Source organism: Streptococcus sp. 2021WUSS109, assembly GCF_044427305.1.
Lineage (GTDB): Bacteria > Bacillota > Bacilli > Lactobacillales > Streptococcaceae > Streptococcus > Streptococcus suis.
Genome location: NZ_JAOTGF010000006.1, coordinates 89800 through 107724, shown reverse-complemented (window position 1 = coordinate 107724; position 17925 = coordinate 89800). Strand labels below are relative to the sequence as shown.

At 41.8% G+C, this 17925-nt stretch carries 18 protein-coding genes; 15 read left to right on the top strand and 3 right to left on the bottom strand.

Annotated elements, in window-relative coordinates:
- Window positions 1-108: 108 nt before the first annotated feature.
- Together ODU37_RS03660 and ODU37_RS03655 are read right to left on the bottom strand one after the other, a co-directional pair.
- Entirely contained in the window at window positions 109-423 is a 315-nt protein-coding gene (locus tag ODU37_RS03660) for a chemotaxis protein (RefSeq protein ID WP_249562342.1), read from the bottom strand.
- Window position 424: 1 nt separating this feature from the next.
- Window positions 425-838, bottom strand: a complete 414-nt coding sequence (locus ODU37_RS03655) for an HIT family protein (RefSeq protein WP_024385169.1) — start codon at window positions 836-838, stop codon at window positions 425-427.
- 62 nt (window positions 839-900) lie between these two features.
- Here ODU37_RS03655 and ODU37_RS03650 point away from each other — a divergent pair, with 62 nt between their 5' ends.
- The 12 genes from ODU37_RS03650 (at window position 901) to ODU37_RS03595 (ending at window position 12308) form a co-directional block, all read left to right on the top strand.
- On the top strand, window positions 901-1635 hold the full coding sequence (locus tag ODU37_RS03650) for an ABC transporter ATP-binding protein (protein WP_002942356.1): 735 nt from the start codon (window positions 901-903) through the stop codon (window positions 1633-1635).
- Complete coding sequence (locus tag ODU37_RS03645) at window positions 1632-2672, top strand: ABC transporter permease (RefSeq protein ID WP_044682344.1); 1041 nt, start codon at window positions 1632-1634, stop codon at window positions 2670-2672. The genes ODU37_RS03650 and ODU37_RS03645 overlap by 4 nt, the downstream gene beginning before the upstream one ends.
- 49 nt (window positions 2673-2721) lie before the next feature.
- On the top strand, window positions 2722-3516 hold the full coding sequence (ccrZ, locus tag ODU37_RS03640; RefSeq protein WP_024414470.1) for a cell cycle regulator CcrZ: 795 nt from the start codon (window positions 2722-2724) through the stop codon (window positions 3514-3516).
- Window positions 3513-4151 (top strand): tRNA (guanosine(46)-N7)-methyltransferase TrmB, encoded by a 639-nt coding sequence (gene trmB, locus ODU37_RS03635; protein WP_002939002.1) that lies wholly within the window; start codon window positions 3513-3515, stop codon window positions 4149-4151. Before ccrZ ends, trmB begins: the two co-directional genes overlap by 4 nt.
- Window positions 4152-4408: 257 nt before the next feature.
- Window positions 4409-4879 carry a ribosome maturation factor RimP gene (rimP, locus tag ODU37_RS03630; RefSeq protein WP_002942369.1) on the top strand — a complete coding sequence of 157 codons (471 nt, stop codon included), beginning with the start codon at window positions 4409-4411 and terminating at the stop codon, window positions 4877-4879.
- Window positions 4880-4951: 72 nt separating this feature from the next.
- Window positions 4952-6094 carry a transcription termination factor NusA gene (gene nusA / locus ODU37_RS03625; RefSeq protein ID WP_249562343.1) on the top strand — a complete coding sequence of 381 codons (1143 nt, stop codon included), beginning with the start codon at window positions 4952-4954 and terminating at the stop codon, window positions 6092-6094.
- Between the two features lie 16 nt (window positions 6095-6110).
- The gene (gene rnpM, locus ODU37_RS03620; protein WP_002942375.1) at window positions 6111-6407 is read left to right on the top strand and encodes an RNase P modulator RnpM; all 297 of its coding nucleotides are present in this window, start codon (window positions 6111-6113) and stop codon (window positions 6405-6407) included.
- Window positions 6394-6702, top strand: coding sequence for a YlxQ-related RNA-binding protein (locus tag ODU37_RS03615; protein ID WP_002942377.1), 309 nt, complete (start codon window positions 6394-6396; stop codon window positions 6700-6702). The genes rnpM and ODU37_RS03615 overlap by 14 nt, the downstream gene beginning before the upstream one ends.
- A 17-nt stretch (window positions 6703-6719) precedes the next feature.
- Entirely contained in the window at window positions 6720-9542 is a 2823-nt protein-coding gene (gene infB / locus ODU37_RS03610) for a translation initiation factor IF-2 (RefSeq protein ID WP_105158727.1), read from the top strand.
- A gap of 155 nt (window positions 9543-9697) precedes the next feature.
- Entirely contained in the window at window positions 9698-10042 is a 345-nt protein-coding gene (gene rbfA / locus ODU37_RS03605; RefSeq protein WP_105159715.1) for a 30S ribosome-binding factor RbfA, read from the top strand.
- A 289-nt stretch (window positions 10043-10331) separates the two neighbouring features.
- Window positions 10332-11003 (top strand): hypothetical protein, encoded by a 672-nt coding sequence (locus tag ODU37_RS03600; RefSeq protein ID WP_029171020.1) that lies wholly within the window; start codon window positions 10332-10334, stop codon window positions 11001-11003.
- Window positions 11004-11171: 168 nt separating this feature from the next.
- Window positions 11172-12308 (top strand): carbohydrate-binding domain-containing protein, encoded by a 1137-nt coding sequence (locus tag ODU37_RS03595; RefSeq protein ID WP_105159714.1) that lies wholly within the window; start codon window positions 11172-11174, stop codon window positions 12306-12308.
- Between the two features lie 35 nt (window positions 12309-12343).
- Here the strand turns inward: ODU37_RS03595 and ODU37_RS03590 are convergent, their stop codons facing one another.
- Entirely contained in the window at window positions 12344-13003 is a 660-nt protein-coding gene (locus ODU37_RS03590; RefSeq protein ID WP_024385176.1) for a trimeric intracellular cation channel family protein, read from the bottom strand.
- Between the two features lie 232 nt (window positions 13004-13235).
- On the opposite strand from ODU37_RS03590, the gene ODU37_RS03585 reads away from it, so the two are divergent.
- The 3 genes from ODU37_RS03585 (at window position 13236) to ODU37_RS03575 (ending at window position 17914) form a co-directional block, all read left to right on the top strand.
- Window positions 13236-14204 (top strand): thiamine pyrophosphate-dependent dehydrogenase E1 component subunit alpha, encoded by a 969-nt coding sequence (locus ODU37_RS03585; RefSeq protein WP_013730549.1) that lies wholly within the window; start codon window positions 13236-13238, stop codon window positions 14202-14204.
- 985 nt (window positions 14205-15189) lie between these two features.
- Entirely contained in the window at window positions 15190-16185 is a 996-nt protein-coding gene (locus ODU37_RS03580) for an alpha-ketoacid dehydrogenase subunit beta (protein ID WP_002942393.1), read from the top strand.
- Window positions 16186-16525: 340 nt separating this feature from the next.
- Window positions 16526-17914 (top strand): dihydrolipoamide acetyltransferase, encoded by a 1389-nt coding sequence (locus ODU37_RS03575; RefSeq protein ID WP_105095602.1) that lies wholly within the window; start codon window positions 16526-16528, stop codon window positions 17912-17914.
- Window positions 17915-17925 lie beyond the last annotated feature (11 nt).

The following is a 17925-nucleotide window of genomic DNA, read 5'->3' as shown; positions in this document are numbered from 1 at the left end:
TGGCTAAGAAATTAGTCCAAGATAGTAGAAGCAGAAAGAAAAACACAGACAGTTCGGCTGAATTTCATCAGAATCAGCTTGAATCTATCTGTGTTTTTTATTTACTGGCTAGTTTTTGCCCAGTCTCGTGCTATTCTCATTCTGGTATTTTTTGAGAATCTGTTGGATTTCTTCCAAGTTTCCTGCAATACTTTGCTGATAGACTCGAGTCTTATATTGTAAGTCAGAAGTCATTTCCTGCAAGGGTTCTTGAAAACTTTGGATAATGGCAAGTTGTTCCTGAATATTGTCCTTGCTCAGTTGAATATCTGATAGAAGTTGTTTGGTTTCCTGTACTTCTTTAACGATTTTATCCCGATGCGTGACTGCGAGGAAGCTGGCGGTAGCGGCGCTTACGGCTAAAATGATATTACGAAGTTTCATATTATTCTCCTAGATAGAGCTCTTGTGCCAGTTGAGCCAGGGCTGGGAAGTCAGGGTCGTTGGCTTTAAATTGAATGCTCAATCCATCTTGATTGTTAAAGCGTGGTAAGAGATGGATGTGTGTATGAAAGACGGTTTGCCCAGCGGCCTCCTCGTTATTATTAACGATGTTTAGACCACTAGCTCCAAGTTTTTCTTTTAACTGACGAGCGATGGTTGGCACAACAGAAAAGAGTGTGGCTGCAGCTTCTTTATCCATATCAAGCACGTTTCGGTAGTGTTTTTTAGGAACAACCAATGTGTGTCCTTTTGTGACCTGAGTGATGTCTAAAAAGGCTAATACTTGGTCATCTTCGTAGACTTTTGAAGCTGGTATTTCTCCAGAGATAATTTTGCAAAAAATACAATCCGACATAATGGCAACCTCTTTCTAGGATTTTTGTTATAATAATTATATCAAATTGTAGGAAGAAATGTATGTTAGAAGTAAAAAATGTAACTGGAGGATATGTCAATATCCCAGTTTTGAAAGATGTATCTTTTACCGTTGAGGATGGTCAATTAGTTGGTCTAATTGGTTTAAATGGTGCAGGGAAATCAACGACTATTAAGGAAATTATCGGTCTTTTGACACCTTATCAAGGACAGATTGCAATTGACGGCCTAACTTTGCTACAAGGGGCTGAAAATTATCGGAAGAAGATTGGGTTTATCCCTGAAACACCAAGTTTGTATGAAGAACTAACCCTCAAAGAGCACTTGGAAGTGGTAGCAATGGCCTATGATTTATCCTGGGAGCAAGCTTGGGGACGTGTTGAGCACTTGTTAAAACTGTTTCGCTTGGATGAGAAATTGGACTGGTTTCCTGTCAATTTTTCAAAGGGAATGAAGCAGAAGGTCATGATTATTTGTGCTTTTATGGTGGAGCCGAGTCTGTTGATTGTTGATGAGCCTTTTCTGGGTTTAGACCCTGTGGCTATCTCTGATTTAATCGCTCTTTTGGAGGAAGAAAAATCTAAGGGCACTTCCATTCTCATGTCCACTCACGTTCTTGACTCAGCTGAGAAAATGTGCGACTCTTTTGTGATTTTACATCAGGGACAGGTCCGTGCAACTGGAAATTTGGAGGAGCTACAAAGCGCATTTGGTATGGATGGTGCAAGTCTGAATGAAATTTATCTGGCCTTGACACAAGAAGGAGTGGCTGGATGAAAGAATTGTTTCAACAACGCCGACTAGATTTTTTAAATCGTTGTTCCAAGTATCTGCGCTATGTTCTGAATGACCATTTTGTTTTGGTTCTCATGGTTTTATTAGGCTTTTTGAGTTTGCAATACCGTCAATTATTGTTGTCATTCCCTGAGAATCCGTTGCCGATTGTTTTGGTGGTTATTGCAATCAGTCTACTGGTGCTATTGTCCGGAAGAATTGCGACTTATTTAGAAGAAGCTGATCAAATCTTCCTATTGACCAAGGAAAAAGACATTCTGCAAGGACTCGAGGTTGCAGCCAGACGCACGGTCTTGTTTTGGTCCTCTATACAGGTGGTGGTTCAGCTTGTTTTGTTACCAATCTATTTGAAACTGGGTTTACCGGTGTGGATGATTGTAGCTGGTCTTCTTACTTTGTTGGTTTTAAAATGTCTTTTTGTCAAGCACCAATTAGTGGCTTATCAGTCACAGGGAGTATTGGACTGGTCTAAGGCTATTCAAGATGAACAAAAAAGGAAGCAGTCTATTTTACGTTTCTTTGCCTTATTTACAACGGTTAAAGGAATCAGTACGACTGTTAAACCGAGAAGCTATCTCAATGGAATCTTGCGTCTCGTCAAGTCGAGACAGACTTGGTTTTATCTCTACTTACGGGCTTTCTTGCGTTCAGGAGACTACTTGGGCTTGACGATACGTCTACTGTTGTTGGCGATTTTGTCCCTATTTGCCATTGAAGAATCGTGGTTATCCATCGGCCTAGTTTTAGTCTTTCATTATTTGCTTGTCTTTCAGTTGTTGGGGCTTTACAAGCATTATGATTATCAATATGTAACACAACTGTATCCTCTGGAGAAAGATTCCAAGAAAATCGGTCTTCAGAATTTGCTTAGAGTGATTTTATATAGTCTATTACTGGTGGAATTGGGCTTTGCTCTGCTATTTTCTAAAGAGAATGCGATGGTAGTCGTCTTACTTCTCGTGGGGATTTTCTTGCATGAAATATATTTGCCTCTAAAATTAAAAAAATTGATTGACTAAATAGACGAAAATTAGTAAAATAGTAAGGAATTTTTAAAGGAGGAAAGGCATGCAGTTTGATACCAGTGGGCTACAATTACAGTCTATTGCAGGAAATAGTGGCAAAGCGTTTAAAGGCCTACGGTCAGACGGAACGCCAGTCTTTGTGAAGTATGAGATGCCTCCGATAGTGTCTGCTCTTGCGCGTGAGCAAATTACACCACCCGTTTTGTCAGCAAATCGTGAAGTAGGAATGGGGCATCGTGTAGAGCAGGAGTGGTTGAATGGTCGTACCTTGGAGCGTCAAGATATGACTAGTAAACAGATTCGTCAAATACTGGTGAGAATGCACTATTCTCGCATTTTGCTCAATCAGGCTTTGCAGATGAATTACACCTATATGGAACCTCAGGATTTGGTTTATCGTTGGCAAAAAGAGGCGCCAACTAGATTGGGACAGAATTCTTATCTGAAATCTATCTGTCAAGATTTATTGAATAATCTACCAAGATTCCGTCAAGAGGTGGCGACATTTGTTCACGGAGATTTGCATCATAGTAACTGGGTAGAAACGACGTCTGGTTTGGTGTATTTGACGGATTGGGAGACCGCTTGTGTAACGGATCGGATGTTGGATGTTGCCTATATTTTGACGCATTATATTCCTCGTCAGTCCTGGGAAGAGTGGCTTCGGGCTTATGGCTACAAATATAACAGCACAGTATTAAATAAGGTTTATTGGTATGGCCAGCTTGGCTATCTAAACCAAATAGCTAAGCATGTAGAAAGCTACAATGTTTTGGCTGCAAATAAAGAAATTTATGCTCTACGGCAATTCCGTCAGAGTTTCTATAAGGAAGTATGAGAGTTAGAAATCGTAAGGGAGCGAGTGAGCTTCTAGCAAACAATCCCCAGTATGTTATCTCCAATCCAGAGGAGTGTAAGGGGAAATGGGCAGAGATTTTTGGAAACAATAATCCTATCCACATAGAAGTTGGTTCTGGTAAAGGTCGCTTTGTCACTGGTATGGCTGCGCAAAATCCAGATATTAACTATATTGGTATTGATATTCAGATGACCGTGTTAAGCTATGCCTTGGACCGTGTGCTTGAAGCTGGCTTACCAAATATAAAATTATTGCAGGTGGATGGTTCGAGTTTGACCAACTATTTTGCACCGGCAGAAATAGATCAGCTTTATCTGAATTTTTCAGATCCGTGGCCTAAGAAACGTCATGAGAAACGCCGTTTGACCTACAAGTCATTCTTGGATACCTACAAGGAAATCCTACCTGAGAAGGGAGAAATCCACTTCAAAACAGATAATCGTGGTCTGTTTGAGTATAGCCTGGCTAGTTTTTCTCAATATGGCATGGTCTTGAAGCAAGTTTGGCTAGATTTGCATGCTGATGGTTTGGAAGGCAACGTTATGACAGAGTATGAGGAGAAATTCTCAAACAAGGGTCAAGTCATCTATCGTGTGGAAGCACAGTTTCAATAATTCCCTTAGTGGAAAATGAGGAGAGGTCTAACAGAGACCTTTTTCCTTTACAAATAGGGATAGATATGATAGAATAATGGAAGTGAATAATGAGAAAAGGGGTTGGCGTCAGTCAACCCTTTCCCTGTACACGGATTTCTGTATATAGAATGAATGATAGTGCAAGGGAGTTTACTGTCAAAGGAAATAGAGAGTCCTGGATAGTGCGAACTATTTGAGTAATGTATTTCTAGCGACTGTAAAAGTAGGAGGTGTTTATGTCATCAATTATTGAATTGGTCACAGCAGCAATTACCCCCGCTATTCAAACTCCTTACGAGTTGGTAGATGTGGAATATGGTAAAATGGGCGGTGACTATGTCCTATCGATTTTTGTCGATAAGGAGGGTGGAATTTCCCTTCAAGATACGGCAGATTTATCCGAAAAGATCAGTCCGATTTTGGACACTATCAAACCAGACCCATTTCCAGACCAATACATGCTGGAGGTAACAAGTCCAGGTTTGGAACGTCCTTTAAAAACGGCAGATGCTGTTGAGAAGGCGGTTGGAAAGTACATCCATGTCAAGCTCTATCAGGCAATTGATAAAATCAAGGTTTTCGAAGGAACTTTGCTCTCCTTTGATGGAACAGACCTGATCATGGAATATATGGATAAAACTCGTAAGAAGGAAGTGACTATTCCTTACCAGACGGTGGCTAAGGCTCGTTTGGCTGTTAAGTTATAATGCTCTTTCATGAGTAATTTAAAAGATATTAGACTTTAAGAAAGGACCTTTTGAGCGCAAAAGGAAAACAACATGAGTAAAGAAATGCTAGAAGCCTTCCGTATTTTAGAGGAAGACATGGGTATTAACAAAGCGGATATCATTGATGCAGTTACAGAGTCGCTTCGTTCAGCTTATAAACGCCGTTATGGTCAATCAGAATCAGCAGTGATTGAATTTGACGAGAAAAAAGGCGATTTCCATGTATTTACTGTTCGTGAAGTAGTAGATGAAGTATTTGATAGCCGACTAGAAATTAGTCTAAAAGATGCCTTGGCTATTTCATCAGCTTATGAAATGGGTGACAAAATTAAATTCCAAGAAGACCCAGCGGAATTTGGACGTGTAGCTGCTCAATCAGCTAAACAGACCATCATGGAAAAGATGCGCAAACAAAAGCGTGCCATTACCTTCAATACCTACAAGCAACATGAAAATGAGATTATGTCAGGTACGGTAGAGCGTTTTGATAATCGCTTTATCTATGTCAACCTTGGTACGATTGAAGCTCAATTGTCAAAACAGGATCAAATTCCTGGCGAGGTTTTCCAATCACATGATCGCATCGAAGTCTATGTCTACAAGGTAGAAGACAATGGTCGTGGTGTTAACGTATTTGTCAGCCGTAGCCATCCAGAAATAATCAAACGTCTCATGGAACAGGAAATTCCAGAAGTATACGATGGAACAGTTGAAATCATGAGTGTTGCCCGTGAAGCTGGAGACCGTACGAAAGTGGCTGTTCGTAGCCATAATCCAAACGTAGATGCCATCGGTACTATCGTTGGCCGTGGTGGTTCAAATATCAAGAAAATCACTAGCAAATTCCATCCAGCTCGTTATGATGCTAAGAATGACCGTATGATTCCTACTGAGGAAAATATTGACGTTATCGAGTGGGTAGCTGACGAAGCGGAATTTATCTACAATGCCTTAGCACCTGCTGAAGTTGACCAAGTATTGTTTGACACGGAAGATGGGAAGCATGCTACAGTCGTTGTACCAGATGATAAGTTGTCATTGGCAATTGGTCGTCGTGGTCAAAACGTTCGTTTGGCAGCGCATTTGACAGGATTCCGTATCGACATCAAGTCAGCATCGGAGTATGAAGCTTTTGAAGCAACTCAATATGCAACAGACGAAGTTGTAGAAGAAGTCGAAGAAGAACAAGAATAAGGCAAAAGGAGCAACCATGGCAAAAGCTAGAAAAATACCCTTGCGCAAGTCTGTGGTGTCCGGTGAAATCATCGACAAACGGGATTTGCTCCGTATTGTAAAAAATAAAGAAGGTCAAGTATTTATCGATCCAACAGGCAAGGCAAATGGTCGTGGAGCTTACATTAAGCTTGATAATGATGAGGCAAGCCAAGCTAAGAAACGTCGTGTCTTCGATCGTTCCTTTAGTATGGAAGTGGCCGAAGAATTTTACGATGAATTAATTGCCTATGTTGATCATAAGATCAAGAGGAGAGAACTTGGACTCGAATAAGAGACAGAAAATCTTAAATTTATTAGGTTTGGCCCAGCGAGCTGGTCGCCTGGTTTCGGGTGAGGACCTGGTTGTTGAAGCTATTCAAAAAGGGCAGGCAAAGTTGGTGTTTTTAGCCGAAGATGCTGCTGGAAATTTAAGTAAAAAAGTAACAGATAAAAGTCATACCTATCAAGTAGAAGTTGTAACAGTGTTTTCAACACTGGAATTGAGTGCAGCTGTCGGCAAGGCTAGAAAAGTTCTTGCAGTGACAGACGCTGGATTTACAAAGAAGATGAGGTCTATTATGGAATAGAACAGGAGGACAAGGCATTGTCTAAGAAGAGATTGAATGAAATAGCCCGTGAATTAGGCGTAAGCAGTAAGGAAGTTGTTGCTAAGGCTCAAGAATTGGGCTTTGAAGTCAAAAGCCATGCTTCAAGCGTAGATGAAGCAAGTGCTAAACGCCTTGCAGAAAGCTTTGGTGGACAAAAATCAGAGGCAACTAAAGTTGCGGCAAAAGTTAGCAAGCCTGAGAAGGTTGATGAAACTCCAAAAGTGGAAACAGCTAAGGTAGAAAAAGCTAAGGAAACACAGCCAGTAGTAAAAGAAGAAGTTGCGACAGCTACAGTACAATCAGCTCCACATCGTCCACAGAGTCGAAACTTTAAGGCAGAACGTGAAGCACGTGCCAAAGAGCAGGCTGCTAAGCGAGCTCAGGGTCAAGGAAAAGGTGGTCAAGCTAAATCTGGTCAGGACCGTCGTGATAACCGTCAACAAGGTCAGGGACGTTCAAACAATGAGCGAAATGATCGACGCGACAATCGTCGTGACCAGCGTTCAGAAGAGCGGAAAGACAACCGATTTGGTGATCGTCGCGATAATCGTGACAACCGTCGTCAGGACAACCGTTCAGGTCAGTCAGCTCGCTTTGAACAAAGAGAAGCTGCAAAACCAGCAGGACCTAAAATTGACTTCAAAGCGCGTGCTGCTGCTTTGAAAGCAGAACAAAATGCGGAGTATGCTCGTACTAGTGAAGAACGTTTTCGTCAGGCTCAGGAAGCTAAAAAGCAACCTAAGAAGCCAAAAGAAATTAAGTTTGAAGAACCGGTTGTGGAAAGCAAACCATTTGTGAAGCCTGCACCTGTTGCATCGGTACCAGAGCAAGTTGCAGAAACTACTGTAGATACCCGTCGTAAGAAACAAGCTCGACCAGATAAAAAACGTGACTTTAATAGTGACGAAGAAGATGGTCCACGGAAACAACAAAGAAATCGAAATAGTCAAAATCAAGTGAGAAATCAAAGAACAAGTAACTGGAATAACAACAAGAAAAATAAAAAAGGCAAGGCTAACCAACCTGCCAAACCTGTCACAGAACGCAAGTTCCACGAATTGCCAACTGAATTTGAATATACTGCTGGCATGACCGTCGCAGAAATTGCAAAACGGATCAAACGTGAACCTGCTGAAATTGTGAAAAAACTCTTCCTTATGGGAGTTATGGCGACTCAAAACCAATCTTTGGATGGAGATACTATCGAACTCCTCATGGTTGATTATGGTATTGAAGCGAAAGAAAAGGTAGAGGTCGATAACGCAGATATTGAGCGTTTCTTCGTAGAAGAGGGCTACCTCAATGAAGAAGAGATGACAGAACGCCCACCTGTTGTGACTATCATGGGACACGTTGACCATGGTAAAACAACCTTGTTGGATACCCTACGTAATTCTCGTGTTGCTACTGGAGAAGCTGGTGGTATCACACAGCATATCGGTGCCTACCAAATTGAGGAAGCTGGTAAGAAAATTACCTTCTTGGATACTCCAGGACACGCGGCCTTTACTTCTATGCGTGCACGTGGAGCATCTGTTACCGACTTGACCATCCTAGTCGTTGCAGCAGATGATGGTGTCATGCCACAAACAATCGAGGCTATCAACCACTCAAAAGCAGCTAATGTGCCAATCATTGTAGCTATCAACAAGATTGACAAGCCAGGTGCAAACCCAGAGCGTGTCATCGGTGAATTGGCTGAGCACGGTGTTATCTCAACCGCTTGGGGTGGAGAATCTGAATTTGTAGAAATCTCAGCTAAGTTTAACCAAAACATTGATGAATTGTTGGAAACTGTTCTTTTGGTTGCTGAAATTCAAGAACTGAAGGCAGACCCAACTGTTCGTGCGATTGGTACAGTTATCGAAGCGCATTTGGATAAAGGGAAAGGTGCGGTTGCAACCCTCCTCGTTCAACAAGGGACACTTAATGTTCAAGACCCAATCGTTGTCGGAAATACCTTCGGACGTGTTCGTGCCATGACAAACGACCTTGGTCGTCGTGTTAAAACTGCTGGTCCATCTACACCGGTATCTATTACTGGTTTGAACGAAGCACCTATGGCAGGCGATCACTTTGCAGTTTACGAGGATGAGAAATCAGCTCGCGCAGCAGGTGAAGAACGTGCTAAACGTGCTCTTCTTAAACAGCGTCAAGCAACGCAACGAGTTAGTCTTGAAAACCTCTTTGATACCCTTAAAGCAGGTGAGGTTAAGTCAGTTAATGTGATTATCAAGGCTGACGTACAAGGTTCCGTTGAAGCACTTGCATCATCGCTTCAAAAGATTGAAGTAGAGGGAGTACGTGTCAATATCGTCCACTCTGCAGTCGGAGCTATCAACGAATCAGATATTACTCTTGCGGAAGCTTCAAATGCTCTTGTGATTGGTTTCAACGTTCGTCCAACAGCTGAAGCACGTAACCAAGCTGAAGCAGATGATGTTGAAGTACGTCTTCACAGCATCATTTACAAGGTTATCGAAGAGATGGAAGACGCCATGAAAGGTATGCTTGACCCAGAATATGAAGAAAAAATCATTGGTGAGGCAATCATTCGTGAAACCTTCAAGGTATCCAAAGTTGGAACGATCGGTGGTTTCATGGTTGTTCGTGGTAAAGTTACCCGTGATTCAAGTGTTCGAGTTATCCGTGATGGTGTTGTAGTATTTGATGGTAAACTAGCTAGTTTGAAACGCTATAAAGATGACGTGAAAGAAGTTGGTAATGCCCAAGAGGGTGGTTTGATGATTGAGAACTACAATGACTTGAAAGTTGATGATACCATTGAAGCTTACATCATGGAAGAAATCAAAAAATAATATTTTCTCACTGTCAAAGTCATAGACAAGTGATTTTGTCGAGGAAGTGACAATTTAATAGATTTTAGTAGGTTTTAAAGCAATAGTTTTTAATCTACTTGGATTATTCAAGCTGGGGAAACTCAGCTTTTCTATCATCTAAGAAAGGAAAGAATATGGCGAATCATTTTCGTACAGACCGTGTCGGGATGGAAATCAAGCGCGAAGTCAATGAGATTTTGCAAAAGAAAGTTCGTGATCCACGTGTGCAGGGAGTGACCATTACAGATGTTCAGATGGTCGGCGATTTGTCAATGGCCAAGGTTTACTACACAATCATGAGTAATTTGGCATCCGATAATCAAAAAGCACAAACGGGTCTTGAAAAAGCGACGGGAACCATTAAGAGAGAACTTGGTCGTAAGTTAACTCTTTATAAAATTCCGGATTTGGTCTTTGAAAAAGACCAATCAATTGAGTACGGCAATAAAATTGACCAAATGTTGCGTGCTCTTGATTAGAAAGATTAACAACAAAAGTCGGATGGAGACATTCGGCTTTTTCTGGCTCGGATGCTTTGTCCATATATGGTGGCGTTTACAAGACCTCGGAAAGATGTTATACTAATACTCAATGAAAATCAAAAGTAGACTAGGAAACGAAGTCGAAGATAGAACTCTGTTACTATCTTATTTCAAGGTAACAGGCTGAAAACCCCCACTGGAGCTTTTCACTCATCAAGGCTCTTGACAACGGATAATGTTGATTTTCGAAGAGTATAAGACCAAAGATAGAGCACAGGAGGAAGTTATGAAAACATTTATTAGTAAACTGATGTTAGTGTCCACGGTTGTACTATTAGCTGCTTGTCAGTCTAATCAGGTAAAAGGTGGTGAGAGTCCTAGTTCTAGTGCTTCAAGCCAAGTTTCAGATAGTTCTAGTTTGCAGCAAGCGTCAACGATAGCATCTAGCTCCGAGACGCAAGCATCCTCAGTGACCACTCCTGAGCTAAGTGAGGTATACCAATCAGTTATTGATCGTTATCAAGCGAATATGGGGCAGCCTGCTGAGGCAATCAATCAGGATGAGGTCAGTAGCTATCTGAGCTTATTAACTAGCCAGGGGCAAGAATACAGTGGAATATTTTATAGTTTGTATGATGTCAACCATGATGGTACAGAGGAGCTGCTTCTAGCTTTGGACAAGTCGGGAGAATATGTCTTAATTGACCTCTATACTCAGCTTGCCGATGAGAGTCTACGCTTGGTGGATAATTTCCGCAATCTTGGATTTGAAATTGGACCGGACGCCCTACTTCGTCCTTTACAGGATGGAACATACTTATTTGAAGGAGATGGTGTTTTTCGCATTTATCAATACAATGCGATGATTCCAGGTTTAAAACGCATTTCTGAATCAGATACCAACCCTGAAACTTCTCCCTTGCTTGAGTTGAAAAGCTTGCATTGGGTTAAGTTATAGATTTTATCAATGATTATTCCTAGGCTGGGTTTCCCGGCCTTTTGTAGTTCCTAAGAAGTTTAAGTTTTCTTTTGGCAATCGTTAATCTTTCTTTTAGGAAGGAAAGGTAAACTAGGAGCATATCAGGAAGGGATACGACTTCCTAAAGAAAGAAAAGGAATCTATATTATGAAAACAAATCTTAAAAAATTACTTTACTCTGGTGTTACTCTTATGAGTCTTGGTGTCTTAGCAGCATGTTCATCTACTTCAAGTTCAGCAGCAACTAGTCAGACAAGTGTAGCGACAACTTCAAATAATAGCACTTCATCAGATTCGAGCTCGTCATCTATTGACTGGTCAGCCCTTCCAACGACAGAAGTGACGCTTTCAAATGATGGCTTGAAAATTACTGAGGGAGGAACCTATATTTTGACTGGTTCAACAACAGCTGGTGTAACGGTTGAAACAGATGCCAATGTTCGCATCATTCTAGCAGGTGCTGAGATTTCAAGTTCAGATACTGCAGCAATCAATGTTATTAATGCTGATAATGTTGAATTGGAAATCAAAGATGGTACGACGAATACAGTGAAAGATAGCAGCAATCATACAGACACCAATATTGAGGGGGCTATCCATGTTGAAGCAGATTTGACCATCACTGGTAATGGTAGCTTGACAGTTGAGGGGAACTTCCAAGATGGTATTGTATCGACGGACGACCTTGTCGTGAATTCAGGAAACATTACCGTCACTGCAGTAGATGATGGTATCCGTGGTAAGGATTCATTGACAATCAATGGTGGTACAATCAATGTAACAGCAGGTGGTGATGGTATCAAGTCAACCAATGATACAGATACTACCAAAGGTTATACAACTATCACAGGTGGTGAAATTACTGTAAAAGCAGGTGATGATGGTATTAAAGCGGAGACGGCTTTGACAATTGACGGAGGTACCATTACAGTATCAGAATCTGCTGAGGCACTTGAAGGTACTAACATCACGATTAATGGTGGTACATTAGATGTTTATGGTTCAGATGATGCTATTAATGCGGCAAGTACAACGTCATCAGATATCTTTATCAAGGTAACTGGCGGTGACTTGAAAGTGGCGGTAGGTAGTGGAGATACGGATGCCTTTGATGCTAATGGAGACATTTATATCTCCGGTGGGACAATCGATGTAACAGCTCAATCTGCTTTTGACTTCGATGGAACTGCTGAATTGACAGGTGGTACAGTAACCGTTAACGGTGAACAAATTACTCAAATCACAGCAACAGGACCAGGAGCTGGTGGCCACGGTGGCTGGTAATCAATAATAATACAAAAAGGTCTGAGTTGACGAACTCAGACCTTTCGTTTGCTTTCCATATTGGGAAGATTGATTTTGTATTTAATTACCAATAAACGAATGATTAAAGAAATGGTAAAAATAGTGATGAAGGTTGGAATTTGTGGTAATTTCCAATTTACAACGCAAAGATGATAGAGGACTCCTGAGAAAAATGCAAGGACAGCATAGACATCTTCTTTAAGAACAATAGGTGTTTCATTGACGAGTAAATCACGGGCGATTCCGCCTCCGACACCTGTCAAAGCTGCCAGAATACCACTGGTTAGAGCGTTTAGCTGGAGAGAGATGCCAGTACTGGCTCCAATGAGGGCAAAGATGGCTAGACCGATTGCATCAAAGATAAGGTTTGTCTGGGAAAGGAAATGAATCATCTTCTTATCAAGTGGTTTGTCCTGCTTTAGATTGATAACAATCAAGTACATGCTAATCGCTACTCCGAGAGATAAATAGATGGCTGTAGGATCGGTCAGAGCAGTAGGAATGCGATTGGCCATCGTATCTCGAATAATTCCCCCACCAACGGCGGTAATGATACCGAGCAAGCTAATTCCAAAAATATCTAACTTTTTCTTAAATCCTTTTACGGCCCCCGAAACAGCAAATGCGATAGTGCCTACGTAGTTACAAATCATCAGAAATAAATCGAATTCCATAAGAACCTCCGTACCTATATTAACAGAAAGAAAGACGGCGTGCAAGATTATTTTAAAGTTTGTGAAAAAAGTTTCAAACAAGTAAAGTGAATCTTTTAATGATTTGTGAAAAAACGCACTAAATCAAGGTTTTCACGAAAATTTCTGTAAAAAGAAAACGGTTCAATTACTTGCCATTTGTGAAATATTGGTCTATCATAGTACAGAAAGAGAAAAAACTTTGGAGGAAATTATGGTATCTATCACAAAAGAACAACATTTGGACATGTTCTTGAAAATGCAACAAATCCGTGATGTTGATATGAAATTAAACAAATTAGTGCGTCGCGGTTTCGTACAAGGTATGACTCACTTCTCAGTCGGTGAAGAAGCTGCAGCTGTTGGACCTATTGCTGGATTGACAGATGAGGACATCATCTTCTCACATCACCGTGGTCACGGTCACGTTATTGCAAAAGGTATTGACATCAATGGCATGATGGCTGAGCTTGCTGGTAAGGCAACTGGTACATCAAAAGGTCGTGGTGGTTCTATGCACTTGGCAAACGTTGAAAAAGGAAACTTTGGTTCAAACGGTATCGTAGGTGGTGGTTATGCCCTTGCAGTTGGTGCAGCCCTTACGCAACAATACCTTGGTACAGATAACATTGTTATTGCCTTCTCAGGTGATTCAGCTACTAACGAAGGTTCCTTCCATGAATCAATGAACTTGGCGGCAGTTTGGAACTTGCCAGTTATCTTCTTCATTACAAACAACCGTTACGGTATCTCAACAGATATTTCTTACTCAACTAAGATTCCTCATCTCTACCAACGTGCAGCAGCATACGGTATTCCAGGTCACTATGTTGAGGATGGTAACGACGTCATTGCTGTTTATGAAAAAATGCAAGAAGTCATCGAGTACGTTCGTGCAGGAAACGGACCAGCAATGGTTGAGGTTGAGTCATACCGCTGGTTTGGTCACTCAACTGCCGACGCAGGTGTCTACCGTACAAAAGAAGAAGTTAACGAGTGGAAAGCAAAAGACCCACTTAAGAAATACCGCAAATACTTGACAGAAAACAAGATTGCGACAGACGAAGAATTGGATGCCATCGAAGCACAAGTTGCAGAACAAGTAGAAGCATCTGTAAAATTCGCACAAGAAAGCCCAGATCCAGACATCTCAGTAGCTTACGAAGACGTGTTTGTAGACTAACGTAAGAAGTTTGACTAAGCTCTAAAGAGCAAGTCAAACTACGGTAGCCACTATGGTGGACTACCTACTTACCTCACTAACTTCGCCTATTCAGCAATATCGGCTGAATAGTCTCCGTGTCGTAAGTAACGAGAACGTTAAAAGGACACAGCGAAAATAAGCGGTAAGTCCGAAATCTTTGATTTCGTAGACGCACCCTCGTCAAGACAACTAGTATTTTCACAGGTGAAACCGAAGAAAGTACAGTTGTCTACGACGCAGTAACTGCAATAGTTAAACATGAAATTCGCACAGTCCTTAGTTCGAGTACAATTCTAACTAATTTGTGAGGTTGTCTAAAAAACGACTGAAAAATAGGGAACTGACACAGTGTGCTTGCACACAAGGAAGTTCGCACCAAAGGTAGCCACATCCGTAATTCAGCTGAAGCTGAAACGGTTGCGTCTCTTTTTTCCGAGTTTTTAGACCGAACACGATTGTAACGTAAGAAGTTTGACTCAGCTCTAAAGAGCAAGTCAAACTAGGGTAGCTCACCAAGGTGGACTACCACCTTAGTTCGAGTACAATTCTACGGTGCCTCAAGCTGGGGCTATGAACAATTATAGTCTTTTAGTTTGCTTTTAGTACTAGGCAACGAGCCGTAGGCATAACTGAAGTTAGGCAAGGCGAGTTCAAACAATCCAGTGGAGTGTTTGAAGTTGGAAATAGGGAGTGGGAAAGAACTCGACCAGTCTAAAAAGAGTTCGTCTTCCCACCCCCGCACAGTTGATTAGGTCAGATTTGGAGTGTGAAACACGAACAAATCTGCCAATCAACCACTGCGCTGAGATGTTGACACGAACTCTGAGAAGCGAGGTTGGACTTTCTTCCCAGCCTCCTTGCGTTGAAGTAATAAAAAAAACTAAATGATGCTACATTGTGGTAATTGATTGATTTTCGTTAGTACAGTAAAAGTAAATTGATATAAGTAGGAGAAATTGTAAAAATGGCTGAAACAAAAGTAATGGCCTTGCGTGAAGCGATTAACTTGGCTCAGAGCGAAGAAATGCGTAAGGATGAAAAAGTATTCTTGATGGGTGAAGACGTCGGTATCTACGGCGGTGACTTCGGTACATCTGTTGGTATGTTGGACGAGTTTGGTCCAAAACGCGTTCGCGACACGCCTATCTCTGAGGCTGCAATCGCTGGTTCTGCGGTTGGTGCGGCTCAAACAGGTCTTCGTCCAATCGTTGACTTGACTTTCATGGACTTCATCACAATTGCCCTTGATGCGATTGTTAACCAAGCGGCTAAAACCAACTATATGTTTGGTGGTGGCTTGAAAACACCTGTAACCTTCCGTGTGGCATCTGGATCAGGTATCGGTTCAGCGGCACAGCACTCACAATCTCTTGAAGCTTGGTTGACTCACATCCCAGGTATCAAAGTTGTTGCACCTGGTACAGCTAACGATGCAAAAGGTCTCTTGAAATCATCTATCCTTGACAACAACCCAGTTATCTTCTTGGAGCCAAAAGCTCTTTACGGTAAAAAAGAAGAAGTGAACTTGGACCCAGATTTCTACATTCCACTTGGTAAAGGTGAAATCAAACGTGAAGGTACAGATGTAACCATCATTTCATACGGTCGTATGTTGGAACGTGCCTTGAAAGCGGCTGAAGAAGTAGCTGCAGAAGGCATCAGCGTAGAAGTGGTTGACCCACGTACCCTTATCCCATTGGATAAAGAATTGATCATCGAATCTGTGAAGAAAACTGGTAAGGTTATCTTGGTTAACGATGCTTACAAAACAGGTGGTTTCATCGGTGAAATCGCATCAATCATCACAGAAAGCGAAGCCTTTGACTACTTGGATGCACCAATCATCCGTATTGCTTCAGACGATGTACCAGTTCCTTACGCAAACATTCTTGAAAACGCAGTATTGCCAAACGTAGAGAAAATCAAAGCGGCAATCTACAAGCAAGTAAACAAGGGTTAATCTTATCGTCATCCGCTTATCTTTTCCGGCTGTGTTGATTTGGCTTACCTAAGGTCAGTTATGCCTGCACCAAATTGACTTGTCAGAAAAGCAATCGGAAAGACGATAACCCTAATATGCTAGAAATAAAATGTTCTAGCATGACTAAGAATGCTTGGAAAAGAATTAAGTCACTTCGATTATCGAAGTCTGGTTTGGTTCTTGACAAGGTAAGAAACTGAAAGAAAGGAATTGAACCCGTCCGGAAAACTCGGAAAAAAGATAAATCGTTACGAAAATCAGGATTTTCGACGATTTCCTATTTTTCATTCGTTTTCTGTTCGGACTTGGTATCTTAATAATGGCTATTGAAATCATTATGCCTAAGCTCGGTGTGGACATGCAAGAAGGTGAAATCATCGAGTGGAAAAAACAAGAGGGCGATTTTGTCAACGAAGGCGACGTCATCTTGGAAATGATGTCTGACAAGACCAGCATGGAGCTGGAAGCAGAAGAGTCAGGCGTCCTATTGAAAATTGTTCACGGAAACGGTGCTACCGTTCCTGTAACAGAAGTTATTGCCTACATCGGTGCTGAAGGTGAGACGGTTGAAGCCGGCGCTTCACCTGCACCTGCTGTTGAACCAGCAGCGGCTATTGAAGAAGTACCTGCAGGTCGTACACCAGTGATTGTTGCTCCTGCACCTGCTGCCAAACCACAAGGTGGTGGTAAGGTTCGTGCGACTCCAGCAGCACGTAAATTGGCGCGTGAGCTTGGAATTGATTTGGGTCTGGTTCCAGGAACAGGTGCTAACGGTCGTGTCCACAAGGTTGACATCGAAGACTTCAAGGGAGCAGCTCCCAAAGCAACTCCGCTTGCAGCCCGTATTGCAGCAGACCAAGGTGTTGACTTGTCAACTCTTACAGGTTCAGGTGTTAACGGTAAGATTGTCAAGAACGACGTTCTTGCAGTACTTGCTCCTGCAGCTGTAGAAACTGCTGCTCCAGCACCAAAAGCTGAAGAGAAACCAGCTAAAGAATTGCCAGAGGGCGTTGAAATCATCAAGATGAGCCCAATGCGTAAGGCGATTTCAAAAGGTATGGTCAACTCTTACTTGACTGCTCCGACATTTACACTTAACTACGATATTGACATGACCAACCTCATGGCACTACGTAAGCAAGTCCTTGAGCCAATCATGAACAAGACTGGTTTGAAAGTAACCTTTACAGACTTGATTGGTCTTGCGGTTGTTCGTACTTTGATGAAAGAAGAACACCGTTACATGAACGCATCTTTGATTAACGATGCACAAGAAATCGAATTACACAAGTTCGTCAACCTTGGTATCGCAGTAGGTCTAGATGATGGCTTGGTGGTGCCAGTTGTTCACGGTGCAGATAAGATGAGCTTGTCTGACTTTGTGGTGGCTTCGAAAGATGTCATCAAGAAGGCTCAATCTGGTAAGTTGAAGGGGGCTGAAATGTCAGGTTCGACCTTCTCTATCACCAACTTGGGTATGTTTGGTACTAAAACCTTTAACCCAATCATCAACCAACCAAACTCAGCAATCCTTGGTGTAGCATCAACTGTTCAAACACCAGTTGTTATTGATGGTGAAATCAAAATCCGTCCAATCATGGCACTCTGCTTGACCATCGACCACCGTATCATTGATGGTATGAATGGTGCTAAGTTCATGGTTGACTTGAAGAACTTGCTGGAAAACCCATTGGAATTGTTGATCTGATAAGGTTTTTA